Source organism: Nitrogeniibacter aestuarii (assembly GCF_017309585.1).
GTDB classification, from domain to species: Bacteria; Pseudomonadota; Gammaproteobacteria; order Burkholderiales; family Rhodocyclaceae; genus Nitrogeniibacter; species Nitrogeniibacter aestuarii.
In genome coordinates this window covers 3,583,297-3,609,282 of sequence record NZ_CP071321.1, presented here as the reverse complement: position 1 = coordinate 3,609,282, position 25,986 = coordinate 3,583,297, and the positions used below count along the sequence as shown (strand labels likewise).

Annotated in this window: 17 protein-coding genes; 14 read left to right on the top strand and 3 right to left on the bottom strand. The window is 62.7% G+C overall.

Annotation, left to right across the window (positions count from 1 at the left end; all coding sequences use genetic code 11):
- Positions 1-42: 42 nt before the first annotated feature.
- Positions 43-918, bottom strand: coding sequence for a response regulator transcription factor (locus J0W34_RS16775; protein ID WP_230969545.1), 876 nt, complete (start codon positions 916-918; stop codon positions 43-45).
- A 1-nt stretch (position 919) separates the two neighbouring features.
- Positions 920-4,294, bottom strand: a complete 3,375-nt coding sequence (locus tag J0W34_RS16770) for a hybrid sensor histidine kinase/response regulator (protein WP_230969544.1) — start codon at positions 4,292-4,294, stop codon at positions 920-922.
- 424 nt (positions 4,295-4,718) lie between these two features.
- Here J0W34_RS16770 and urtA point away from each other — a divergent pair, with 424 nt between their 5' ends.
- The 14 genes from urtA to J0W34_RS16700 all read left to right on the top strand — a co-directional run bounded on the left by urtA (position 4,719) and on the right by J0W34_RS16700 (position 21,063).
- A complete protein-coding gene (urtA, locus tag J0W34_RS16765; protein WP_230969543.1) occupies positions 4,719-5,972 on the top strand; it encodes an urea ABC transporter substrate-binding protein in 1,254 nt (417 codons plus the stop codon).
- A gap of 92 nt (positions 5,973-6,064) precedes the next feature.
- Positions 6,065-6,985 (top strand): urea ABC transporter permease subunit UrtB, encoded by a 921-nt coding sequence (gene urtB, locus J0W34_RS16760; RefSeq protein WP_230969542.1) that lies wholly within the window; start codon positions 6,065-6,067, stop codon positions 6,983-6,985.
- Positions 6,986-7,007: 22 nt separating this feature from the next.
- Positions 7,008-8,192: an urea ABC transporter permease subunit UrtC gene (urtC, locus tag J0W34_RS16755; RefSeq protein WP_230969541.1), complete on the top strand. Its 1,185-nt coding sequence runs from the start codon at positions 7,008-7,010 to the stop codon at positions 8,190-8,192.
- Between the two features lie 21 nt (positions 8,193-8,213).
- Positions 8,214-8,957: an urea ABC transporter ATP-binding protein UrtD gene (gene urtD, locus J0W34_RS16750; RefSeq protein ID WP_227816314.1), complete on the top strand. Its 744-nt coding sequence runs from the start codon at positions 8,214-8,216 to the stop codon at positions 8,955-8,957.
- A gap of 14 nt (positions 8,958-8,971) precedes the next feature.
- A complete protein-coding gene (gene urtE / locus J0W34_RS16745) occupies positions 8,972-9,661 on the top strand; it encodes an urea ABC transporter ATP-binding subunit UrtE (protein ID WP_230969540.1) in 690 nt (229 codons plus the stop codon).
- A gap of 26 nt (positions 9,662-9,687) precedes the next feature.
- Positions 9,688-10,917 (top strand): formamidase, encoded by a 1,230-nt coding sequence (gene fmdA / locus J0W34_RS16740; protein WP_230969539.1) that lies wholly within the window; start codon positions 9,688-9,690, stop codon positions 10,915-10,917.
- Positions 10,918-10,967: 50 nt separating this feature from the next.
- On the top strand, positions 10,968-11,315 hold the full coding sequence (locus J0W34_RS16735; protein WP_230969538.1) for an FmdB family zinc ribbon protein: 348 nt from the start codon (positions 10,968-10,970) through the stop codon (positions 11,313-11,315).
- A 137-nt stretch (positions 11,316-11,452) separates the two neighbouring features.
- Positions 11,453-13,105, top strand: a complete 1,653-nt coding sequence (locus J0W34_RS16730) for an ABC-F family ATP-binding cassette domain-containing protein (RefSeq protein WP_230969537.1) — start codon at positions 11,453-11,455, stop codon at positions 13,103-13,105.
- Between the two features lie 84 nt (positions 13,106-13,189).
- Positions 13,190-14,062, top strand: a complete 873-nt coding sequence (locus tag J0W34_RS16725) for a DUF6279 family lipoprotein (RefSeq protein WP_230969536.1) — start codon at positions 13,190-13,192, stop codon at positions 14,060-14,062.
- A gap of 33 nt (positions 14,063-14,095) precedes the next feature.
- A complete protein-coding gene (locus J0W34_RS16720) occupies positions 14,096-14,755 on the top strand; it encodes a DsbA family oxidoreductase (RefSeq protein WP_230969535.1) in 660 nt (219 codons plus the stop codon).
- A gap of 291 nt (positions 14,756-15,046) precedes the next feature.
- Complete coding sequence (locus tag J0W34_RS16715) at positions 15,047-18,043, top strand: type VI secretion system Vgr family protein (RefSeq protein WP_230969534.1); 2,997 nt, start codon at positions 15,047-15,049, stop codon at positions 18,041-18,043.
- Positions 18,043-19,491, top strand: a complete 1,449-nt coding sequence (locus tag J0W34_RS16710) for a hypothetical protein (RefSeq protein ID WP_230969533.1) — start codon at positions 18,043-18,045, stop codon at positions 19,489-19,491. Before J0W34_RS16715 ends, J0W34_RS16710 begins: the two co-directional genes overlap by 1 nt.
- Before the next feature lie 14 nt (positions 19,492-19,505).
- Positions 19,506-20,507 (top strand): PoNe immunity protein domain-containing protein, encoded by a 1,002-nt coding sequence (locus tag J0W34_RS16705; RefSeq protein ID WP_230969532.1) that lies wholly within the window; start codon positions 19,506-19,508, stop codon positions 20,505-20,507.
- A 19-nt stretch (positions 20,508-20,526) separates the two neighbouring features.
- The gene (locus J0W34_RS16700; RefSeq protein ID WP_230969531.1) at positions 20,527-21,063 is read left to right on the top strand and encodes an AP2/ERF family transcription factor; all 537 of its coding nucleotides are present in this window, start codon (positions 20,527-20,529) and stop codon (positions 21,061-21,063) included.
- 354 nt (positions 21,064-21,417) lie between these two features.
- On the opposite strand, the gene J0W34_RS16695 is transcribed toward J0W34_RS16700, so the two are convergent.
- A complete protein-coding gene (locus J0W34_RS16695; protein WP_230969530.1) occupies positions 21,418-25,824 on the bottom strand; it encodes an NACHT domain-containing protein in 4,407 nt (1,468 codons plus the stop codon).
- Positions 25,825-25,986: the final 162 nt, after the last annotated feature.

The following is a 25,986-nucleotide window of genomic DNA, read 5'->3' as shown; positions in this document are numbered from 1 at the left end:
AGTGGCCCGATTTTAGGGCTTTTCGGTTTCGCTTGCGCTGTCTTATTGGCGGTTCTGCTGCAGGCGATCGAACTGGGCGACGGCGGCCGTGCGGGTCTCGACCCCGAGCTTGGCGTAGATGTGTTCCAGGTGTTTGTTGACCGTTCGCGGGCTCATACCGAGGATGTCGCCGATGTCGCGATTGGTCTTGCCCTTGGCCACCCATTCGAGCACATCGGTCTCGCGCGGGGTGAGTTCCGCCGCCCGCGGGCGGGACTCATCCGCCATCGGGTCGAGCTGGGTCAGGGTCAGGCCGCGGCTGCTGCGACCAAGGCTTCGGCAGGCCAGGCGACCGCAGCCCACCTGGACTTCGAGGGGATGATGGCTGGGTCCGGCGAGCCATTGACGCACCGCCTCGGTGATATCGACCGAGGGCTGGTCCAGCAAGGCCCGCGCGCTGGGCGTGGCCCATTCGAGCCGGCCGTTCTGGTCGAAGCTGGCCAGCGCCATGCCGGTGGCGTCCAGTGCCGCGAAGGCGGACGTGGTCTTGCGCGCCACGCGCAGATGGGCGCGAATCCGGGCCGACAGTTCGGCCGGCAGCACGGGTTTGACCAGATAATCGTTGCCACCCGCATCCAGGCCCTCGACCACACTGTCGGTGTCCCCCATACCGGTCATGAACAGGATGGGCACCGCTGCCATGTCGGGGTGCTCGCGCAGGCGCCGGCAGGTTTCGAATCCGTCCATGCCGGGCATGCGGGCGTCGAGCAGGACGACGTTGGGAATCACGTGGTCCAGACGCTCGAGCGCGCGCTGGCCGTCGGTGGCCACTAGCACGGTGAAGCCTTCATCTTCGAGCGCGGCGGCCAGCATGCGCAGGCTGTCCGGCGCATCGTCAACAAGCAGGACCACATCGCGGCGCTCAGTGTCGGTGGGCATGTCAGCGAGCGGCCTCGAGCCGGTCGATGAGGTCGTCGAAACGGAATGCATGAATCAAGGGCCTCAGGTTATCAATGAAATCCTTCAGTTCCGGACGCGATGCGCCCAGGCGGTCGAAATGATCTTCGATGCCTTTGAGGTGCCCGATCCGCGCCAGCTGTTGCAGTTGGTCGATGTGCTCCGCGCCAATGGGCGGGTCGGCGGCGCGAACGGGCTCGGGGGCCGGCGCCTCGACTGCGGGCGTGGGTGCCGGGGGCGCGGCCGGGGTGAAGGTCCAGCTGAGTTGGAGGTGTTTTTGCAGGGCCGCGCACAGGCTGCTCTCGAGCACGGGTTTGACCACGAAGTCGTTGCAGCCGGCCGCCTTGCGGTGCTGGGGGGTGTTCTCGTGGGCTTCTGCCGAGACCATGATGATGCCCTGGCCAAAGCCCTGCTCGCGCAGCCGGCGACTGACCGACCAGCCGTCCAGATCGGGCATGTTCACGTCGAGCAGGACGGCGTCGTAGCGGACGATCGAGGTCATCTGCAATGCCTGCTCGCCGCCGTTCGCTTCATCGATCAGAAAGCCCTTCGGCTCGAGCAGATCCACCAGGAGTTGACGCTGGTCGGGCTGGTCGTCGACGACCAGCAGATGGCGTCTCGGGCCTTCATAGCCGTCGATCTCACGCTCTGGCCGGCGGGCGATGGTGGGCGCCACGACGCGGGGCAGGTAGAGCTTGACGGTGAACACGCTGCCCTGCCCGGGCGTGCTGTCCACCGATATCTGGCCGCCCATGAGTTCGACGAGCAACTGGGTGATGGGCAGGCCGAGGCCGGTGCCCGGGGTGTCCGCAGTCTGCGCGCCGCGCTCGAAGGGCAGGAAGATGGTCGACAGGGCATCGGCCGGAATGCCGCAGCCGGTATCGGCAATCTCGAAGCGCGCCATCTCGGCGTGATAGCTCACGGACAGGCGGACTTCACCCTCGCGGGTGTAGCGCACGGCGTTCGACAGCAGGTTGATCAGGATCTGGCGCAGGCGGCTTTCGTCAGCGAGCACCACCTCGGGCAGATGGGGGCTGAGCGTCAGGCTGAAGCCGAGATTCTTGCGCCCCGCCTCGAGCCGGAACATGTTGTCCACATGCGCGAGGAACTCCGAGAAACGCAGCTCGCGGCGCTCGATGGTGAGTCGCCCTGCTTCGATGCGCGCGATGTCCACCAGGCCATCGATCAGGGCCATGAGGTGTTCGCCGCTGCGCTGGATGGTGCCCAGGGCGTCGCGTCGCGGGCGGGCATCGGGCGGCGCATTGAGCAGGATCTGGGCGTAACCGAGAATGGTGTTGAGCGGCGTGCGCAGCTCATGACTGATGCCGCGCACATAGCGGCTTTTGGCCGCATTGGCCCGCTCGGCCACGTCCTTGGCCCGCTGCAGCTCGGCGTCGGTGCGCTCGTGGGCGCTGATCTCCTGCAGCAGCAGATGGGTCTGGCGTTCGCTTTCGAGCTGCGCCACCTTGCGGCTCTCCTGGGTGAGCACCATCCACCAGGCGGTGACGGCGAGGATCAGCAGCAGGATCCAGTAGATCCGTGAAAAAGCCGTGGCGATGTCGGTGTCGCCATTGCGGGCGGCCAGCAGCTCCTGCTGATACACCAGACCGACCAGCGCGGAGATGATCAGCGTGCCGACGGTGAACACCATGGCGAACATCCCCAGCCGTCGCACGTAGCTGCCCGGGACAGCCTCCGGGAGGATGTTCTCCAGGCGCTGGCGCAGACGGTCGAGCAGCGGCGGGGTGGGTTTGCAGCGATCCGCGCAGCGCGCTTCGAGCGTGCAGCACAGGGAGCAGATCGGCCCGCCGTAGGCGGGGCAGCCGGCCATGTCTTCCGACTCGAAGGTGTTGCTGCATACCACGCAGGTGACCGACTCGCCCGGGCGCCAGTGGGTCGTGACCGGGCGGGCGATGTAGTAGCGGCCGCGGGTGGCCCAGGCGATGAGCGGGGCCAGGCAGAAGGCGGTGGTCAGCGCGATCAGCGGGGCGAAGGCCTGGGGCAGGGGGCCAAACTGCCCGCCGTAGGCCACCATGGCGAGAATCGAGCCGGCCAGCATGGCCACCACGCCCACCGGATTGACGTTGTACAGATACGCCCGGCGGAACTCAATGCCCTTGGGCGAGAGCCCGAGGGGTTTGTTGACCACCAGATCGGCCACCACCGCGCCAATCCACGCAACCGCCACGTTCGAGTAGATGCCGAGCACGTGTTCGAGCGCTTCGAACACGCCGAGCACCATGAGCGCGAAGGCAATGGCCACGTTGAACACCAGCCAAACCACGCGCCCGGGGTGGCTGTGGGTGAGCCGCGAGAAGAAGTTCGACCAGGCCAGCGAACCGGCATAGGCATTGGTGACGTTGATCTTCACCTGGCAGATGATGACGAAGATGGCGGCCACCACCAGCGCCGTGCCCGGATCGCCGAGCATTTGCTGGAAGGCCACCAGATACATCTGGGTGGGCTCGACCGCGCGCTCCGGCGGAATCATCTGCTGAAGCGCCAGAAAGGCGAGCAGGCCGCCACCGAACATCTTGGCCACGCCGGGCAGGATCCAGCCCGGTCCCGCGGCCAGCACGGCGGCCCACCAGGCGCGGTCATTGGCGGGCGTCTTGGGCGGCAGGAAGCGCAGGAAGTCCACCTGCTCGCCGATCTGGGCGATCAGCGAGAAGGCCACGGTCATGCCCGCGCCGATGGCCAGCAGATTGACCGAGTCCCCGTGGTAGCCGCGAAAGCTGGTGAACTGTTCGGTCACGTCCGGCATCAGCAGCAACACCGCCAGGAAGGGGGTGATCTGCAGGATCAGCCAGAACGGTTGGGTCCACGCCTGCAGCCGGCTGATCCAGGTGATGCCGTGGGAGACGATTGGAACGATCACGATGGCGCTGATCAGATAGCCCCAGAAGAGCGAGACATCGAACAGCAGCTGGATGGCCAGCGCCATGATGGCCGCTTCGATGGCAAAGAAGATGAAGGTGAAGCTGGCGTAGATCAGCGAGGTGATCGTCGAGCCGATGTAGCCGAAACCGGCGCCACGGGTGAGCAGGTCCATGTCGATGCCGTGGCGCGCGGCGTAGTAGCTGATGGGCAGGCCGGTGAGCAGGATGACCAGGGCCACGATCGCCAGCGCCCAGGCGGCATTGGCGAACCCCCAGTTCATCATCAACGCGGCGCCGATGGCGTCGAGGGCCAGAAAGGAGACGGCCCCCAGCGCGGTATTGGCGATGCGGAAAAAGGACCACTTGCGGAAGCTGCGGGGGGCGAACCGGAGGGCGTAGTCTTCAAGGGTTTCGTTGGCGACCCAGGCGTTGTAGTCGCGTCGGATCTTGATGATGCGCTGGGTGGCGGTGGTGTTCACGGACGCCCTTGCTCCGGCCATGGATTCATCGTGGATCTTGCAAAAACCATTCCCAAAGGCGCGTTCCGCGTGCGAGCGAACCATGATCCCTCTCGTATCCCCGTCCCCGGTGCGAATGGCGCCGCCTGTCCGGAAGGGGGCGGCGCGGTCTCCGCGCTCGCGCGCGCGAGCGCGGCGCCGCGAGCGACCTGTCATGCACCCGTTTGGTGCGCGGCAATGCCCTGATGCACTGCCGCACGCTGGACGATCAGTCTCCCCGACCTGCGTACGTATCTGAATACGTTATTTGACGTATTCGGTTTTCCCGTCTCGATCAATAGATTGTGCACCGCAACGACGGCAAACGTTTCGGCCGGTATCCGACTGAAACGGCGCCCGGAAAAAGACTTTCCCATGCTTCGCCCATTTGACGCAGGAGATCGAGATGTCCGACAAGAATCGCCCCTTCAATCCCACCCGCCGGAAGTTGATGTTCGGGGCCGCAGCCTTGCCGCTGCTGAGCCTGCCCGTGTCCCGCTACGCTTTTGGCGCCGGCCCGGCTACCTCGGCTGTCAATACCACCGGCCTGGCCGTCACCGATACCGAGGTGACGGTGGGGCAACTGCACTCGGCCACCGGCACCATGGCCATCTCCGAGACCGGCTCGATCCAGGCCGAGCAACTGGCCATCGACCAGATCAACGCCATGGGCGGTGTGCTGGGCCGGACCATCAAGGTCATCAAGGAAGACGGCGCCTCCGACTGGCCGACCTTCGCCGAGAAGTCCAAGAAGCTGCTGGTCAATGACAAGGTCGCCACCGTGTTCGGTTGCTGGACCTCCGCCTCCCGCAAGGCCGTGCTGCCGATCTTCGAAAAAGAGAACGGCCTGCTGTACTACCCGACCTTCTACGAGGGCCTGGAGCAGTCCAAGAACGTGATCTACACCGGCCAGGAAGCCACCCAGCAGATCCTCGCCGGCCTCGACTGGGCCCACAAGACCCTCGGCGCCAAGACCTTCTACCTGGTCGGTTCCGACTACATCTGGCCGCGCACCTCCATGAAGATCGCCCGCAAGCACATCGAGAACGTGCTCAAGGGCAAGGTGGTGGGCGAGGAGTACTACCCGCTCGGTTCCACTCAGTTCGGTTCGCTGATCAACAAGATCAAGCTCAAGAAGCCGGATCTGGTCTTCGGTGCCGTGGTCGGTGGCTCCAACGTGGCCTGGTTCAAGCAGCTCAACGCCGCGGGTCTGACCTTCAAGAAGCAGCCGATGCTCACCATCTCGGTGACCGAGGACGAAGTGCTCGGGATCGGTGGCGAGAACGTCGAGGGTCTGTACTCCTCCATGAAGTACTTCCAGAGCCTCGATCTGCCGGGCAACAAGAAGTTCGTCGATGCCTTCAAGAAGGCCTACGGCCCGAAGGCGGTGATCGGCGACGTGACCGAATCCGGCTACCTGGGTCCGTGGCTGTGGAAGATGGCCGTCGAGAAGGCCGGCAGCTTCGATGTGGACAAGGTCGTGGCCGCCTCGCCGGGCCTGGAGTGGAACGAATCCCCCCATGGCGAGCTGAAGCTCGACCCCAACCATCACCTGTGGATGCGCACCCGCATCGGCGAATGGCAGAAGGATGGCCAGGCCAAGATCGTGTTCGAGTCCGACGTGATCAAGCCGGACCCGTTCCCGGAAGGCTACCAGTAAGTCCCCAACGGTGAGTCGCCCCCCGGTTGCCGTGCCGCGCATGACGCGGTGGCCGGGTTCTTCCCCTGCATCACGACCCCGGGAGTGTTCCCATGGAATATTCACTTTCCGACATGTACAACATCGCCCTCATGCAGGGCTTCGCTGGCCTCAGCCTGTTTGCAGTGCTGCTGCTGATGGGGCTCGGCCTGGCGATCATCTTCGGGCAGATGGGGGTCATCAACATGGCCCATGGCGAGTTCATGACCATCGGCGCCTACACCATCTACCTGTTCTCCACGCTGACCGAATCCTTCGCCCCGGGGCTCATGAACGCCTACTTCCCGGTGGCCATCGTCTTCGCCTTCTTTATCGCCTTTGCGGTGGGGTGGCTGGTCGAGTGGGGCCTGATACGGCACTTGTATGCCCGGCCGCTCGACACCTTGCTGGCCACCTGGGGCCTGTCCCTGGGCATGCAGCAGATCTTCCGCTCCACCTTCGGTCCGAAGGAAGTGAGCCCGACCCTGCCGGACTGGCTGATGGGTTCGTGGATGCCCACCGAGGGTGTCGACATCCCCATCAACGGCATGTTCGTGCTGGCGCTGACCATCCTGGTCACCGGCGGTGTGCTGCTGGCGCTGTACAAGTCCCGCTGGGGGCTGCGGGTGCGCGCCACGGTGTCCAACCGCACCATGGCCAACGCCACCGGCATCAACACAAAGAAGACCGATCGGGTCACCTTCGCCATCGGCTGTGGCATTGCGGGTGTGGCCGGTGCCGCCTTCACCACCATCGGCTCGACCGGGCCCACCTCGGGCTCGCTCTACATCGTCGATGCCTTCCTGGTGGTCACCTTCGGCGGCGCGGCCAGCCTGTGGGGCACGGTGGTCTCGGCCTTCGGCATCGCGCAGACCCAGTCGATCACCGAGTTCTTCCTGAGCGGGTCCATGGCCAAGGTGCTCACCCTGCTGACCATCGTCACCATCCTGATGCTGCGTCCGCAAGGCCTGTTCGCCGCCAAGGTCCGTCGCTGATTTCCCGATCCATCGGAGCAAGATGATGAAAAAACTCTCGAACTGGTTCTCCGGCGGCGGCTACAGCTTCGTGGTCCTCGCGGCCGTGATCCTGGTGGTCTTCCCGCTGGCCCTCGACGCCTTCCGCCTCAATCTGGTGGGCAAGTACCTCACCTACGGTTTCGTGGCCGTCGGCCTGGTGATGCTGTGGGGCTGGGGCGGTGTGCTCAGCCTGGGGCAGGGCGTGTTCTTCGGTCTGGGCGGCTACGCCATGGCCATGTTCCTCAAGCTCGAGGCGTCCTCCCCGGAGAACACCGCCATCCAGTCCACCCCGGGCATCCCGGACTTCATGGACTGGAACCAGCTCACCGAGTTGCCCTTCTGGTGGGAGCCGTTCAATCACTTGCCCTTCGCGCTGATCGCGGTGGTGGCGGTGCCCATGCTGCTGGCCTTCATCATCGGCTTCGCCATGTTCAAGCGCCGGGTGGGCGGGGTGTATTTCGCCATCATCACCCAGGCCGTGGCGCTGATCCTGACCGTGCTCATCATCGGCCAGCAGGGCTACACCGGCGGGGTCAACGGCATTACCGACCTGCGCACCATGCTCGGCTGGGACATCCGTGAAGACGGCGCCAAGCTGGTGCTGTACTTCGTCAATGCCGTGCTGCTGCTCGGGGTGATCGCCCTGTGTCGCTGGGTGCAGGTCTCCAAACTGGGCACCTTGCTGCTGGCCATGCGCGACAAGGAAGACCGGGTGCGCTTCTCCGGCTACGACGTCTCCATGTTCAAGGTCTTCGTGTTCTGCCTGGCGGCCGGCATCTCGGCCATCGGTGGAGCGATGTTCACCCTCCAGGTGGGCTTCATGAGCCCGTCTTTCGTCGGCATCGTGCCGTCGATCGAGATGGTCATCTTCGCCGCCGTGGGTGGGCGGATGAGTCTGGTCGGCGCGGTGTATGGCGCCTTGCTGGTCAATTTCGGCAAGACCTACTTCTCGGAGAGCTTCCCCGACCTGTGGCTGTTCCTCATGGCGGCGCTGTTCATCGGCGTGACCATGGCCTTCCCCAACGGGCTGGCCGGCGTCTGGGAGAAATACGTGGTGCCGCGCCTGCGCGGCAAGGCCAGGGAACGCCAGCCCGACACGCCGCCGTCACCGCCGAGCACCGCGCTGCCCACCAAACCGGCCCCAAGCGGCGACCTGCCCAAGGGCATCAGCAGTCAGTCCGCCTGATCCAGCGAAGGAGCCACAACCATGAGCAATACCGATTTCGTGCTGGCCGTGGAAGACCTGACGGTCTCATTCGATGGCTTCAAGGCCATCGACAGCCTCAACCTCTATGTGGACAAGGGGGAGCTGCGGGTGGTGATCGGCCCCAACGGTGCCGGCAAGACCACGCTGCTCGACCTCATTTGCGGCAAGACGCGTGCTTCGGCCGGCAGCATCAAGTTCAAAAACCAGGAAATGACCCGGCTTTCCGAGCACATGATCGTGCGCTCGGGCATCGGCCGCAAATTCCAGACCCCGTCCATCTACGAAAACCTCTCGGTGTTCAAGAACCTGGAGGTGTCCTTCCCGCGCGGTCGGGGCGTGTTCGGCGCGCTGGCCTTCAAGTGCGACGACACGGTCAAGGCCAAGGTGCACGAGATCGCCGGCGAGATCGGCCTGACCGAGATGCTGCATACCGAGGCGGCGCTGCTCTCCCACGGGCAGAAGCAGTGGCTGGAGATCGGCATGTTGCTCATGCAGGACCCGGAGCTGCTCATGCTCGACGAGCCCATCGCCGGCATGAGCGTGCGCGAGCGCGAACTGACCGCCGAACTGCTCGAGCGCATCTGCCAGAACCGCTCGGTGATCGTGATCGAGCACGACATGGATTTCGTTGCCCGCATCGCCCACAAGGTCACCGTCATGCACCAGGGCAAGATCCTCGCCGAGGGCGCCATGGACAAGGTGAAGAACGATCCGCGCGTCATCGACGTGTATCTGGGTCACTGACAGGAGAACACGCAATGCTGAATGTGACCGATCTGCATGTGAGTTACGGCCAGAGCGAAGCCCTGCACGGCATCAGCTTCGCCGCCGGGAAGAACGAGGCGGTGGCCATCATGGGCCGCAACGGCATGGGCAAGACCACGCTGTTCAAGTCGCTCATGGGCATCCTGCCGAGCAAGGCCGGCAAGATCGTGGTGGGCGAGAACGATGTGACCGGCGACGAGAGCTTCAAGCGCGTCGCCAAGGGCATCGCCTATGTGCCCCAGGGCCGCATGATCTTCCCGACGCTCACCGTGGAAGAGAACATTAAGACCGGGCTCGAGAATGCCAAGGTCAAGACCGTGCCCGAGGACATCTACGCCCTGTTTCCGGTGCTGTGGGAGATGCGTGGCCGCAAGGGCGGCAACCTCTCCGGCGGTCAGCAGCAACAGCTGGCCATCGCCCGCGCACTGGTCACCAACCCCAAGGTGCTCCTGCTCGACGAGCCGACCGAAGGCATCCAGCCCTCGATCATCAAGGACATCGCCAAAGCCCTGAACGAGATTCGCAAGCTGCGCGAGATCACCGTGGTGGTCTCCGAGCAGGTGCTCTCGTTCGCCATGGATGTGGCCGACCGGCTGTTCGTCATCGAAGGCGGCCGGTTGGTGCACGAAAGCGCCCGCGCCCAGACCGACGAGGCGCACATCAAGCAGTTCCTTTCTGTCTGATTCCGAATCCATCGAGGAGATCTGTCATGCCTGAAACACTGATCAAGGTTGATCTGCAGCAATCGCCGTACGACAACGAACTCATCCACAACCGCTGGCATCCGGACATTCCGATGGCCTGCTGGGTCAATCCGGGGGACGACTTCATCCTCGAGACCTACGACTGGACCGGCGGCTACATCAAGAACAACGACTCGGCCGATGACGTGCGCGATGTGGATCTGTCCACGGTGCACTTCCTGTCCGGGCCGGTGGGCGTCAAGGGCGCCGAGCCGGGCGACCTGCTGGTGGTCGATCTGCTCGACATCGGCGCCAAGGACGACAGCCTGTGGGGCTTCAACGGCTTCTTCTCCAAGAAGAACGGCGGCGGCTTCCTGACCGAGCATTTCCCTGAGGCACAGAAGTCCATCTGGGACTTCGAGGGCATGTTCACCAAGTCCCGCCATGTGCCGGGCGTGCGCTTTGCCGGCCTGATCCACCCGGGGCTGATCGGCTGCCTGCCCGACCAGAAGATGCTCGACATGTGGAACGAGCGCGAGGTGGACTTCATCGCCACCGAGCCCGACCGCGTGCCGCCGCTGGCCAACCCGCCCTTCGCCAAGACTGCCCACTGCGGCAAGGCCGCCGGCGACGTGAAGGAGAAGATCGCGGCCGAGGGCGCCCGCACCGTGCCGCCGCGCGAGCACGGCGGCAACTGTGACATCAAGGATCTGTCGCGCGGCTCCAAGGTCTTCTTCCCGGTCTATGTGGATGGCGCCGGCCTGTCGGTGGGGGACCTGCACTTCTCCCAGGGCGATGGCGAGATCACCTTCTGCGGGGCCATCGAGATGGCCGGCTGGGTGCACATGCGCGTCAGCCTCATCAAGGGCGGCATGGCCAAGTACGGCGTCAAGAACCCGATCTTCCAGCCCAGCACGATCACCCCGAACTACAACGACTACCTGATCTTTGAAGGCATCTCGGTGGACGAGTACGGCAAGCAGCACTACCTGGACGTGCACGTGGCCTATCGGCAGGCGTGTCTGAACGCCATCGAATACCTGAAGAAGTTCGGCTACTCGGGCGCACAGGCCTACGCCATCCTGGGCACGGCGCCGGTCCAGGGGCATATCAGTGGCGTCGTCGATATCCCCAACGCCTGCGCCACCCTGTGGCTGCCGACCGAGATCTTCGAGTTCGACATCAAGCCGAACGTGGACGGGCCGGTGGTCCAGGAATTCGGCGGCATCGACATTCCGCTCTCGCCCGATCTCTGAGCATTGACCTCGGGGCGCCGCCGGGCGCCCCGACCCGAGAGGACACGACCATGCCCACCTATGAATTCGGCTGCACCCACTGCGGTGACGACTTCGTCGCCATGCGCCGCATCGCCGAGCGCAACGACCCGATGGCCTGCCCCAGCTGCGGCGGTGAAGCCGTGCGCGTGGTGCTCACCGCCCCGACCATGTGGTCCATGTCGGCGAGCGACCGCAAGGCGCACGCCACCAACGAGAAGGCACGCCACCTGCCCAAGACCAGCGAGGAGTACAAGGCCACCCACAAGCACGGCCCGGGTTGCGGCTGCTGCGGGGGCGGTATCTCGAAAGCCACCGTCACCGCACCCAACGGCGCCAAGGCCTTCCCGACCAAGCGCCCGTGGATGATCAGCCACTGAGGCCACCGACTGTTTAGCCTGGACGCGGTGACCCCGCGACCTTGGGTTCGCCTCGGCGGGCCCTCTTTTTTTGGCGCGATCCCACTGCGCAGGCGTTCGGGTGGCTATCATGCGCGTCCTGCCTCAAGGTTCTGCCCATGATCACGCTCAAGAACGTCACCCTGCGCCGCGGCTCGAAAGTGCTGCTCGACAAGGCCTCCGCCACCATCAATCCGGGCGAGAAGGTCGGTCTGGTCGGGCGCAACGGGGCCGGCAAGTCCACCCTGTTCGCGCTGCTCAACGGCACCCTGCATGAAGACAGCGGGGACTATTCGATCCCCAAGCAGTGGCGCATGGGGCAGGTGGCGCAGGAGATGCCCGAGACCGACCAGAGCGCCACCGACTTCGTCATCGACGGCGACATTCCGCTGCTGGCCGCACGCAAGGAAGTGGCCGAGGCCGAAGCCAGCGACGACGGCATGCGCATGGCCGAGGCCTACATGGCGCTCAACGACGCCGGTGAGCATGATGCGGTGTCGCGCGCCCAGTCGCTCATCCTCGGCCTGGGCTTCAAGGTGTCGGAGCTGAACAACCCGGTGGACAGCTTCTCCGGCGGCTGGCGCATGCGTCTGCAACTGGCCCGCGCGCTCATGTGCCCGTCGGACATCCTGCTGCTGGATGAGCCCACCAACCACCTGGATCTGGATGCACTGGTGTGGCTCGAGGCCTGGCTCAAACGCTACCCGGGCACGCTGATCATGATCAGCCACGACCGGGAGTTTCTGGACGCCATCACCGGCGTCACCCTGCATATTGATAACGCCCGGCTGGTGCGCTACGGCGGCAACTACAGCAAGTTCGAGGATATGCGCGCCGAGCAGATGCTGCTGCAGCAGGCCACCGTGGCCAAGCAGGCGGAAAAGATCGCCCACCTCCAGTCCTTCATCAACCGTTTCAAGGCCAAGGCCAGCAAGGCCAAGCAGGCGCAGAGCCGGGTCAAGGCCCTCGAACGCATGGAGAAGATCGCCCCGGTGCTGGCCGACGCCGAATTCAGCTTCGAATTCCAGCCGCCGCAGAACCTGCCCGACCCGATGCTCTCCATGGTGGGCGTCGAGATTGGATATCCGCCGCCGCCCGAGGCCCCGGCCGGCACGCCGCCGACCACCATTGTGCGCGGCATCACCCGATCGGTGATGGCGGGCCAGCGCATCGGCATCCTGGGGGCGAACGGGCAGGGCAAGTCCACGCTGGTCAAGACCATTGCCCGCGATCTGGACGTGCTGGCGGGCGAGGTCACCGAGGGGAAGGGGCTGAACATCGGCTACTTTGCCCAGCAGGAACTGGACGTGCTGCGACCGGCTGACAATCCGCTCGAACACATGGTGCGCCTCGCCAAGGAGGCCATCGCCGCCGGGCGCAGCAATGTGCCGGGGCGCGAGCAGGAGTTGCGCAACTTCCTCGGGACCTTCAATTTCAGCGGCGAGATGGTCAAGCAGCCGGTGGGCACCATGAGCGGTGGCGAGAAGGCGCGGCTGGTGCTGTGCATGATCGTCTGGCAGCGGCCCAATCTGCTCTTGCTCGACGAGCCGACCAACCACCTCGACCTCAACACCCGCGAGGCGCTGGCGGTGGCACTCAACGAGTTCGAAGGCACGGTGATGCTGGTGAGCCACGACCGGGCGCTGCTGCGTTCGGTATGTGACGAGTTCTGGCTGGTGTCCAAGGGCGGCATTGCGCCCTACGGCGGCGACCTGGACGACTACCAGCGCTATTTGCTCGACGAAGCGAAGAAAGCGCGTATGGCGGCTTGAGCCGGAGCCCGCGCCAGGGTCTGTCCTGTGCCCGCCTTGAGTCGAGCGTGTGGAACTCATTCGCCGCCCGATTGCCACAGGCACATGCGTGCGCGAACTATCATTCTTGTTCTGATCGCCTCGATCTGCAGCCTGGCAGCCTGCAGCAAGATTTCGCTTGGCTATCGCAACGCACCGCTGCTGGCGACGCTGTGGGTGGATGACGTCTTCGATCTGCCGGGCGCGCAGTCGGACGCGGTGCGCGCCGCGCTCGACGAGACCTGGAACTGGCATGTCGGTGCCCCTCGACTCGAACTGATTGCGCTCATGCGCGAGACCGCCGACCGCCTTGACCGGCCGGTCCGCGAGGCCGACGTGGCATGGGCCTTTGAGGCCTTTGACCGTCACTCCGACGCACTCGGTCGCGTCTTTGCCACCCAACTGGCCCGGCGCTGGCCGGCGATGACCCTCGACGAGGCGACTGACGTCGAGCAGCATCTGGCCGCGCGCCGCGCCGAACTGGCCGAGGAACTGGCTGACAACACACTTGAGCAGCAGGCACTCCAGCGGACAGAGAAGCTGGTGGACGATCTGGAAGACTGGTTTGGCGAGGTGACCGATGCCCAGCAGGTGTTCATCGTGCGCAATGAAGCCATGCGACTGGATCGCCACATCTGGCTGCGCGAGCGTGAACGGCGCCACGGTGAGCTTATCGACATCATCAAGCGCAACGATGTGGCCGCGCTGGAGGACTGGGTGGCCAACTGGCGCGAGCGCCGCCCGGCGGCGGTGGTGGCCGAGACGCAGCGGCGCGAAGTCATTTATCGGCGCTTCTGGACGGATTTTCTCAATCGCGCCACGCCCGCGCAGATCGCCCACGTCCAGCGTCGGCTGCGTGAATGGGCCACTGAACTGGCCAGCGTGGAAGTGCCGGAGAAACTGGCGCAAGGGCAGGACGCGCTGTGCACGACGTGTTAGGGTGAGGGGCTACCTCCACCGACCGGAATCACAATGAAACTGCATATCGACCTGATCGCCGACTTCGTCTGCCCCTGGTGCCACGTCGGCGAAGCACGCCTGCGCTCGGCGCTCGCGCTGCTGGCCGAAAAACGGCCGGAAGTTCAGGTCGAAATCCAGCGACTGCCTTTCTTCCTCGATGAAACGACGCCGCCCGAGGGCTACGAGTACCAGTCCTATCTCGAGCGCAAGTTCGGCAGCGCCGAAAAGGTCAGGGAAGTGCAACAACAGGTCATCGAGGCGGGCGAGCCCGATGGCGCGCGCTTCGACTTCGACAAGGTCGAACTGCGCCCGACCACCTTGCCGGCCCATCGCCTCATCCTGCAACTACAGGCGGTGGGTGCCGACCCGGTGCTGGTCGCCAAGCTGGCGCACGGCATCTTCTCGGCTTACTTCGAGGGCGGGCGCAACATCGGTGACCCGAAGGTGCTCGCCATGATTGCGCAACTGGCGGGTGTGCAGGACAAGGAACTGGCCGAGTGGCTCGAAGGCGATGACGCCGAAGACGAGGTCATGGAGGTCTACAAACAGGTGAAGTCGCTGGGCATCCAGGGCGTCCCGTTTTTCGTCTTCAATCAGCAGTTCGCTGTCTCGGGCGCCCAGTCGGCCGGGAACCTGCTCACCGCCATGGAACAGGCGCTCGACGCGGCTTGAACCTGAATAAAGTGGCAGCAGTGAGCCGGGCTTCGCCCGGCTTTTCTTTTTATCGCCGGAGCGAATGAGGGTTGGGTTGGTGATGTCATTTGATCAGCATGAGCACTCGTCCTGTCGTACCTGCTGAAACGAGGGCAATGTAGTCTGCAACCGCGCCCAAAGACTTTCGTCGTCGAATGCGCGCCCATGCCTTTGATTTCGCGCGCAGACGACAACAATGAAGTAGATGCAGATTGAATAATTTGTGGCTGCGCGGATATACTTCAACGTCATTGCTGCCGGGTTGCGTTCATGTCCTCCCTCCGAGCCCTCTTCACCGCGCACCTCTCCCAGCACGCCCGTCTCATCAACATCGAGACCCCCCTGCCCGAAGCCGCCCTGGTCGTCGAGCGTTTCACCGGTCGCGAAGCTGTCAGCGAACTGTTCCGCTTCGAAGTGGACTGCCTGTCGGGCAATGCCCATTTCGAACTGAAGCAACTGCTCGGCGAAGAGGTCACCCTGCGCCTGCTTCAGGCGGACGGATCGCTGCGAAACTGGCACGGCTATGTGACCGAAGCCATGAGCCTGGGCGCCGATGGTGGCTTGGCACGCTATCGTCTTGTTGTCGAACCCTGGCTGGCCTTCTGCGCCCAGCGCCGTGACTGCTTCCAGTTTCAGGACAAGGACGTGCTGAGCATCGCCGAATCCGTCTTCGGCGACTACCGCGAAGCGAACTGGCGCGCAGAAGTGACCCAACCCCTGCGCAATTACAGCCGGAAAACCCAATACCGCGAATCCGATTTCGACTTCCTGCGCCAGTTGCTCTCGGAAGAAGGCCTGTCCTTCCGCTTCGAGCATGACCAGAGCGCAGTCGCGGGCGACGAGGCGACGCAAACGAGCACCCACGCCCGCCACACCCTGGTGATCTTCGACCGCAACGCCGAGGCACCCGAGAGTCGCCAGCCCGCCATGCGCTTTCACCGCGCCGACGCCCCCGAACTTGAAGACAGCATCCAGGTCCTGCACGACATCACCCAGGTGGTGCCCAACGCCGTCACCCGCAGCAGCCGGGACTACAAGAAACTCACCGCCACCGCTGCCCAGGCGACCAGCCAGATCGACATGGGCGATGTCCCCGTGATGGAGATCTATGACGGCGCCTCGGCCTACCGCTTCGAAGACACCGCCGCGGCACAACTGCGCACCGACCTCATGCTCAGCGCCTTCGAATCGGCGCATAGGCGCCTGACGGGCGAAGGGGCCGTGCGCCAGATGGCCGAGGGCACGCTCTTCACGCTGACCCAGCACGAGCAGTACCAGGGCGATGATGCGCGGCTACGCATCCTGAACGTGGAACACCACGCCACCAACAACCTGGGCGCCGAAGCGGCCGAGCTGCTGAAAAGCACTGCACTGGAACAAGGCACCTACCGCAACCGCTTCGTGCTGCAAGCAGCCGCTGCCCCGGTGGTGCCGCACCCGATCCCGCACCCTCAGGTGAGTCAGCAGATCGCCCTGGTGGTCGGCCACCCCGACGCGGCAATCACCACGGATCGGGACCATCGGGTGCTCATACAGTACCCCTGGCAGCGGGGCGAGGCGCCCAACGCGGGCGGCCTCAACGACACCGGGCCGGCCGCCACCGAGGGCAACGCCCCGGGTGACGCCACCTCAGGCACCTGGGTGCGGGTGGCCGAATGGCTGGCCGGCCCCAACTGGGGCAGCCACTTCCTGCCGCGCATCGGCACCGAAGTGCTGGTGGACTTCGTCGATGGCGATATCGACCGGCCCATCGTGGTCGGTCAGTGCTACAACGGCGCCGACCTGCCCCCGTTCTCGGCCGGCGTCGATTCAGGCGCCAACCACCCCGGCACCGTCTCGGGCTGGCACAGCCACAACCACGAAGGCAAGGGCGCCGGCACCAATCAGTGGCTCACCGACGACGCCCCGGGCCAGTTGCGCACCCGTCTGGCCACCAGCGAAACCGACGCCCAGCTGGGCCTGGGCCACCTGGTGGATCAGCGCCTGGACAGCGCCCATCGCGGGCCCTGGCGCGGCACCGGCTTTGAGCTACGCACCGACGGCTGGCTGGCCGTGCGTGCCGGCGAAGGCATGCTCATCAGCACCACCGCCCGCCAGAACGCCACCAGCACCCAGATGGATGTGGCCGAAGCTGTCGGCCAACTGCGCGCGGCCGAGCAGAGCGCCCAATCGCTCAATGACGCGGCCAGCGCATCCGGTGCCCTCGGCCTCAAGGCCAACAAGCAACAAACGGCATTCATCGACGGGCTCGATCCACAGAAAGAGGGCAAATTCGAGGGCAGCATCGGCGGGCAGGAAGCAAAGAAAGCCCAACCCGGCAGCCGCAGCCTGGGCGAGCCCACCGAGCGCTTCGCCAAGCCCTATATCGTCACCGAAGGGCCGGACGACATCGGCCTCTCAACCCCCGCCAGCAGCATTCTCTTCGCCAGCCAGAACCTGCACGCCACCGCGCAGGAAGACCTGCACATCGCCAGCGCCAAGACCTTCTCCGCCACCGCCGGCGAAGCGGCCAGCCTCTACACCCACGCGGGCGGCATCAAATCCATCGCCGCCGCCGGCACCCACACCATCCAGGCCCACACCGACGAGATGGAAATCCTCGCCGACGACTCGGTGACCATCACCAGCTCGAACGACGAGATCCACATCCAGGCCAAGGACAGCATCGTGCTCAAGGCCGGGCAGAGTTCCGTCACCCTCAAGGGCGGGGACATCACCTTCGCGTGTCCGGGGACGTTCTCGGTCAAGGGCAGTGGGAATGCGTTTGTGGGGCCGGGGAGCGGCAGCGCTTCGCCGGAGGCACTACCCACCGGTCTTGCCGCCGAGGCGCCCAACTTCATTGAACTGAATCTGCACGATGACTGGTTACAGCCGGTCTCGAATGCGCCCTACCGCCTGGTGTTCGACGATGGAACCATCATGGAGGGCCGCCTGGATGCCAATGGTTTTGCGCGCATCGAAGGCGTGCCTAATCAATCGGCGCGCGTCTATTACGGCGAGAACCCGGCGGCACCCGAGGCGCGGGTCGAGTTGGCTGCGAACACCTTCGCAGCCAACAGCGAAAGCAACGAAGAAGCCATCGCACGTATCCAGCAGTACGTCAGCGATTCGGACGACTACTGGGCTAACGAGGCTACCAGCGAGCAACGTGATGTCTTTGCCGAATTCAATACCGATGTTGACGAGCCTGACGGTGAAAACGCCTGGCACTACCTGGACGCCGCCCAACAGAAAGCCATGGAAGAGAAATTGAGGGAGGACGCCTGATGGCCAACGTCAATCCTCGCACCCGATACCGTTCGAAACCAAGCGCAGCCAACGACGATCGTGGCGGCTGGTTCGATTCGCTCAAGAGCGAAGCGCTCAGTTTCTTCAAGGGCGACAACAATGCGCCGTGGGCCATCCTCGCCGAGACGGTGATTGGCTGTATTCCGGTCGTCGGACAACTGGTCGATGCCCGTGACATCATCAAGGGATTGGTGGAAGTTTCCGGGGCACCCGCCAGCCCATTGGGTTGGTTCAACCTCATCACGGCCACCATCGGCCTCATCCCCGGAGGAGGCGATGCTGCCAAGCGCAGCTTGCGCGCCGTCAAAGCAGGCACGGCGAACATTGATGATCTGCTCGCCATGATTCGTCGCTTCTACAAGGGCGATCCGGAAAAACTGCTGCGCGAGGTGCTGGACCTGTCGAAGGTACGCAAACAGCTCGACGACATCCTCGCCAATCCGAATCTGACTCGGCATCTGGACAAGAATCTCAGAAAGCAGGTCGACGATATTCGCGCTGGTCTTGGCAAGCAGTTCGATGCCTTCAAGAAGGAGGTGGACGATTGGCTCACCAAGGGGCGCAAGACCAGTGCAGATGCGCCCACGGCCAAACGTGCTCCCGGCTCGCCCGAGGCAAAGCCGGGCACTCAGGCCAAAGAGGGCAAGGGTGCCAAAGGGGACCACGCCGACGACGCACAGCCCAATACACCGACTCGTTCGTCTCAACGAGCTGAGCGATTCAAGAAGATTTCGCTAAAAGCGCTCGGTGTGCTGGGCGAACACATGGCCGACTATCACTGTCAGGACGCCAAGGGTTGGGGAGCGCCAGCTCTCCATGACACAGGGGCTCTGAACGAAGCGAAGTTAAACGATGCGCATCGAATGGTTCAGCTGTGGCCCACCATCGTTCGCGGCCGAGGAATCGACGCGGTATGGAAAAGCAATGGCTTGAAGCCGTACGCCGTCGTCGAAGCCAAGGCAAGTTATGATCCGACGAAATCGCTCAAGACCTTGCTTGGCGAAGCTTGGGACAAGACAGGGAAGGATGGGGTGCAGTCGGGGACGACCAAGAAAAAGGGTCGTAGCTCGAAGAGTTCAGCCTCCACTGGAAACCAGCAGCCGGCAACCCGCCAGGCCAATGGCAAGGTCACTCAGATGGGGCACGATTGGATTCAAGGGAAACGGTTAGCCAAAGCCGTTGACAACATATCGCTCGCGAAGGCCATTGAACGCGATGGGTATACTCGACACGTCTTATTTTTCTCTATTCCTCAAGCGGTGGCTCACGCCGAAGCGTTGATTCTGCTTCTCGCTCAACAATCGGTCGACGACGGAATGCATTCAGCTCATGAGGCGACGCGAGAATGGGGAGATCGAGATATAGACAAGGTGGTTGACAATCGGGCTGGCTTTATTGGCTCAGGTCGTGACAAGCGCGTGCGATGACAGGAACCCCGAAGATGCAATTCCACAAACAACGACGCCAGCAATTCTTAGGTGAAACCTACTACCGGAGCACTATCCCCGTCGTAGAAGAGTCGGTCGAATATTTTGCCTCGAACCCTTACGGCAGCGGGTCCAGCGAGCTACAAAGAGAAATGCTCGCGCGTCGATCCAGCGCAGAAGGCAAGTTTGACCTATTGGCACTCCGCTACACTGCTGGCGAACCGATCGCGTTGTTGCGGAGCGAACTTGAAGCGGTTATTTCCGCCTACGAACGCTACGGCGAACAACTGTGGAAGTACGCCAGTGACCGCAACGACGTAGTCTTCAAGTATTACAGCCTTGATGATTACTGCCTGCTGATGCAACTCATCGGTCTGTGCTTCCTGCTACATCGTCGCGATTTACTGCCGCGTTTGGCCGCGCTGCAGGATGGGGACAATGGCGCCAATGTTGGATATGACTGGCTCGTCGAAGAATTTCTGAGTTACGCCCCGTTGGACCGTATGGAAACTGAGCACGTGTGTGCGACCAGACCATACGAGCCACTCATCGACGCCATGAGCAGCGAAACCAACGAAGAAGCTATCAAGGATTTGGACCGCTACCTCAAGCATTGGTACAAGGACCTATCGGGCACCGGCTGGCACGACAGTCATAAAGCAGGCGCTGGCTACTACGGCTACTGGAGCTTCGAAGCCGGCGCCGCGGTCATTCTGCTGGGCATCGAAGACGATTCGAGCCTGCACAAGTATCTCTACTACCCCAAGGATCTGGTCGCCTGGTCGCGCGAAAACGCGGTGCGCTTTTCCGATGGCGGCACAGGTGGCGGCGCATCCCGGTCTCGCCCCAATGTTCCCGCCGGCCAACCGTGCCCCGAAACCGGCTGGTGGTTCACTCCGGCCAAGCAGGGCAGCCGTCGCTACTTCAAACAAGGCGAAACCATGCCTGATGTCGGCGGCGACTATGGCGCCGTTTTCTGGCAGTGGTCGCCAGACCAATCGGCGCCGAGTCTGTAGCTTCCATGCGGTCGCGGTAATGTCGGACGATTCTAAAGCACAACCGTCGCCAAAGCCACAGGAGGTTGCAAGCGTCAATGCCATGTATTGCATTACGTACCAAGCGACACCTGGCAAAGAGGGATACGAGGCACGCCTCAGACGACGCGGCAAGACCCACAAGCGATGGTTTGGCAAGCGCGGTTACGGCAGCATTGAGGACGCCCTACGCGCGGCACAGCAATGGCGCGACGAGATGATCACCAGTCTGGCCATGTTGCCGAAACGCGAATACGTCTCGAAGCTGCGCAAGAACAACACCACCGGCAAGGCCGGAATTCGCCGACACAAGCGCATCTATACCAACAAATCGGGCCAGCAGCGCTGCTACATCTCTTGGGTCGCCGACCCGCCCTGGGGTATCAAGGCGGGCTCACGCTCGTTCGCAGTTTCGAAGTACGGCGAGAAAGGTGCACTCGAGCGTGCTATCGAGGCGCGTCTTGAGCTGGAGGCGCTGTGCCACGGTGTACATGCGCCAAACGTTCCAAAAACAATCGTAGATACGATTCCCCAATGAGCCCCGGTCATGCCCAGCCATATGGGTGAAGGGCTCATTGATTAGGAACGGTCGAAGGATTGCGCGAAGCCAGCGAGTCCTGCGTACGCGCCACTGACCGAGGTGCCTTCAAAGGGACGTTTTCGAATCTCCGGTTTTCGGCCGTAGCTGCCAGTCTTAGCGACATCTCGGAACGGCAGAATCGAGTGCGAAGCTGCCGAACTCCCAGTTACCAATTGTGAAGCGAGCCTCACTTTAGAAAGCTGCTATCGTCGATCAGTTACTCACTATGGGTTGCCGACTGGTTCCGGGAGCCAACGCGACGCATGTTCCTTAGGCCACTCAAGAGACTCATCGGAACACATCTGAATCAATTCAGGACGGGCCGGAGAAGTGTCCTCTCTGTCCGCCACTCCTCGTAGCATTCAATTTGGACTCGGCTGCGAGGCGGGGCCTCAGATCAAGCACTTTTATCGCAATCCGCAAGGCGCCTCCTAAGGAGTCGACGATCCTAGCCGCCTCAACATCGAGCATGGTCCGCAGTCCGTCGATATCTAAAATTTCGTTTATTTCGTTTGTATCCGGGTGCTGCCAACTTCGGTTGATGTCGGCAACGGTCACCAGAAGACAGCCGGAGCGACTGGTTTCTGCAGCCATGTATTTGGTGACGAGTTGATCATTGATCGTGTCACGTAGCTGGCGGCCTGACCAGTTTTCGCCGATTTTGAGTTCGATAGTGGCTTGCTGGCCTGACGATGCCACTCGCAGTCGAATATCCGTCTCCTTCTCGTCGGCAGTAACTGCCTCCTGGTCGACCGTGTAGGCGTGGTTGGCGGCGCTCTGGAGTTGCAGCGCGATTTGCTGGCGCATCACCTTCTCGTCCCTAATCCCAGCCCAGGCGGCGCGTGGCGACACATCTTGGAGAAGCAAGTCATCAAGGTCGTCAAGCCGATCGACGAGCATCGCAAACATGTCATCACGGGTTGTCGGCGGCGCTTCACCATAGCGGTTGAATGTGGCCACTTCGGACTCGGAGAAGATGGCTCCGTCGGCCTCTTCGGCCGCCTTTTCCCGGGCAAGCAGAGCAAGCCTATCGCGGAAATGGGCGAATAGCGGGTCATTGCGCATCTCGAGCTTGACCTCCCAAGCTTCCGCGCCCTTGGCGTCGATAATCGCTCGGAGCAAGGCGTTCCGACCGTCCTGCGCCCAATCGCGGGATCCAGGCGAATAGGTACCCTCGCGTGTAATGTCGTCGCAGGGGCGCACATGCTGATATGCGATCCGGGTTAGACGTAGGAGAAGCTTTGGGGTGAAGCTCGGATCTCCGAGGTTAACTAGCAGATTTCCGTAGCGCTCGCCGAATGTGGCCCCGAAGACATTTATAGCGGTAGCTGTCACCGAGGCATCCACTGGCGCCAAAACGCGTTCGACGGCGGCTGTTCCTGCAGCCGGATCGAGGCGTAGCAGTGTTGTCAGCCAAATTTGTTTGAATGGTCCATACCCGGTGACCTTTAGATGATCCTCAGCCAAGTCGCGGATATGGGCTCTTGTTTCATCGCCGCCATGGTCAAGAAGAATTTCGAGTACGCGCTCGAGTCCCCCGGGCGCGGGTGCCTCGACCTCGCCGTCGCGCAGATTGTCGTGATGAGCATCGAGCCAAGCGCGCAGGCGTGGTAGGAACAGCTTGATGACCGCAGTCGGCGCATGGCTCACATCCTGAAGCAGAATTGAGGATGAACCCCGCGCTGCGTAATCTTCGAGTTCGGCGCTAATATCTGGGCCAAGGGTGCGCTCGACCGCATCCGGATGCGCGCGGGCGAGTGCTTCGAACCATGCCGGGAAGCCGTTCAATTCGATCGGCGCGTAGCGAGCTGCGAGTTCAGCCTCCTCGACCGAAAGCTTAATTGCCCAGTCAGTATCCTCGGCCTCGGCAGCAATTGCGGCCAGCCCAAGCTGCCAACGTATGAGGATGGTCCCCCGCTTGTCCTCGGGTCTCTCGCTCGGAAGGGTTGGTCGATCGTTGCGCCAGATCGGCCGCATGCTGGCGCGTAGCCGGTCGGCTACTTCCTTGTCGAAATACTGTTCTATGAAACGGCGATTCCAGCCCGATGCGCGGCTTTCCTTACCAGACTGCCGCATCGCCTGCCAGAGGTTCCAGGCGGTGTTGCCCTCGTGATCGGCACTGAAGGCGGTCTCGGGATGTTCGGCAACCTCACGCCAGAATGCGACCCAATCCGCGTGGTTTTTCGCGTCACGCTGCGCGGCGGAAACTCTTTGCCGTTCGATGTTCGCCTGTAACTCAGCCTCTTCCGGGTCGATCTCTCGGGGCGAGAGATGGCGGTCGATCAACGTGGTCAGCTCTGGTTCACCGGAAACGTACTGCCGCAGGCCTTCAATATGATCGTGTGGATCGCCCGCGCCATCCCATATGACGCGACTCAAGGCCTCAAGCATCATTGTTCGCACTGGTAGTGAGCGGTCGGGGTCGGCAAGGATGCGCCGTACCCAACAGCCATCTTGCGCGTCATTTAGAACGAGCGGGCCGCGGTAGGATGCGCGGAAAAGACGCCGCCACGGATCGACCTCGGGATGCACGCTCTCACTGAATGCATCGTCGGCCAAGAAGATCGCTTCGCGGAGTGGCGACGCCTGCTCGGCGAGCATCGCACGAAGGTTCTGCGCAGCTTCGCAATGGGGGGCGTCCTCGTCTTGAAGGCGCAGCGCGATCACCGAAGAATGTAGGACCGAGGCGTCCGTCTCACCCTCCCGAAGTAGCCTTAGGCAAACAGCAGCAAGTGCTGGGAGTAGGTGTGAGCGCTTGCTGACAAGCCTGGCGCGATGTTTCTCCCAAGCGAGCCCCTCGGTGACCAGATCGGTCATGCCCGCGCGGATCTGAGCCAGATATTTCGGAGGGAACACAAGTTCGGCAATTTTTCGAGGCAATACCCACTCAAGCGAGTCGACGGAGCTTTTCGACGCCCGGACGCGCTTCAAGATCTCGCAAACCCCGTCAGGCGCGATATACCTCGGGATCAGCTGCACGATCGCGCCTCTTGCAATGGCATCGGGCCAGAGTGCCGGCTCCTCCACTATTGATTGAGCGAGCGACTTGACCCGCGGGTCGTCTAAGCGGACCAGAGCGTCGATCGCGTCGTGACGCTCACCTTGAGTGGCCGATCCATCAATTGCGACACCATGAACCAGATTCGCGCAGCCGGGCATTGGTCCGGCACCGATCAACTCGATCAAGAGCTCGCGGCTTTCTATGTTTTCGACTCCTGCGCGCCACAGCTCCGACACGTGCGCATCCAAGTCTGGTGAGGCGAAACGATGAACCTGTACCTGAGGAACGTGGAGGCCGCGCCACCCTCCCTTACCGTAATGATGCATATAAGACTGTAGTGCAGCGACGCGTTGTTGGAGCGGAAGTGATTCCGGGTCAGCTAAATCTAACAGTGCCTCTGGCTCGCGATCTTGAACCTCAGAAAACACGCTGGAATGCGATGCTGCCAGCCATGCCGCGACCGGACGCATTGTCGGTCGGACGACTTTGATTTTTTGCGGCGTTTCGGTAAATAGCAGACGCTTAACCGCCTTGAGCGGCATGCCGTGGCACAAGCGATCGTGAAGATGATGAGCTGCGAGGAACTCGACCACCGAGCGGTGATGGAACCTCACGCGGCCGTAGCTCGCGAACCCGAAGAGCGCGCGCTCAAGCAATGTCCCACGCTCCTCGGAAGTCCAATCATGCAAAACTGCCTCGGGATCAAGCGCCGTTCCTGGCTCACCGCCCCGGTCAGCCTCCACGCTGAGCCGGATTGTCAGCTTGCGGGTAAGCATTGCAGCGAGCGCAAGGCGGCTTGCTCCTTCGAGTGCTTTGTCTGGTGATAGCTCCGCCGGCTCTCGCCGGTCGGTTCGCGGCTTAAGCTTGACGCGGATGTTCTGCTCTACCTGCTCACGGTGAGTGCGGATGCGGTGGTGCTCGTGCCAGTCTGAACAAAGCTCAACGAGATCCTGAGGGCGTCGTGCGAAATCCTCAGCGTTGCGCTTGAGGATATCTGCGAGCAAAGCATCAGCATCGTTTACACCCTCGACTGCCGCCAACACCCGGATCTGATCGTCCGATAAGGGCATCAGCGCGACATTGCGCCAGATTGGCGCCGCCGTCTCTTGCCGGTTCGAACCCTGTCGCCGGCGCCCCATCGCAACGTCGGCAAAGGCATGGCCGCCCTCGATACGCTCCCACGAATCGGGCACTGGGAAATATTTCCGGAACAGCTGCTGATCGACCGCTATCGGGCGCGTCGTAATTATGATCCGGACTCTCCCTAGCTGCCCGACAACGGCCTTGCTTAGCCGATTAAGTGCAGTTTCGAACGAGCCGAGGGTAAGGTTTAGCTCGTCAATCGAGTCGAGAAAGAAGGTGGCAACATCGGATTGCGCCGCCAGCCATGCATCCAGTCTTGCCTCCTCGTCTGCTGACAGAAGATCCCGCACATTGTTGGTCGCGAGCTGTGCCAGATCGAGATAGAAGGCTGGCTCGCCTTGCTCCCACAACTCCCGCTGCTGGGCACGACACTCGTAGGTCTTTCCAGCTCCCGCCTCGGAGATCATCAGGATACGCTTCGATTCAAGCAGGCTGTCCCAGCCAAAGGCATCCGACCAGCCCATCCGGGCCAGAATTGAGGCGCGCTCGATGTCGGCTACTTTCTCTTTGGACAGATCACGGAAGGTGCGTTGAACGTTGGGTTTGGACTCGATTCGTGATTCGGCTGGCGACATGGAAGGAAGATCTGCGCGAATTGAAATTATCAGGATGATATAAGCTTATGGGTTATTCGACTTGCATTAAATAGAAGCTCCCCACTACAACATCATGGGCGGTCGAGTTGTCTTCGACTGAAACTCAACGCGCCGTCCGACCAAATCGGTTAGGTCGAAACA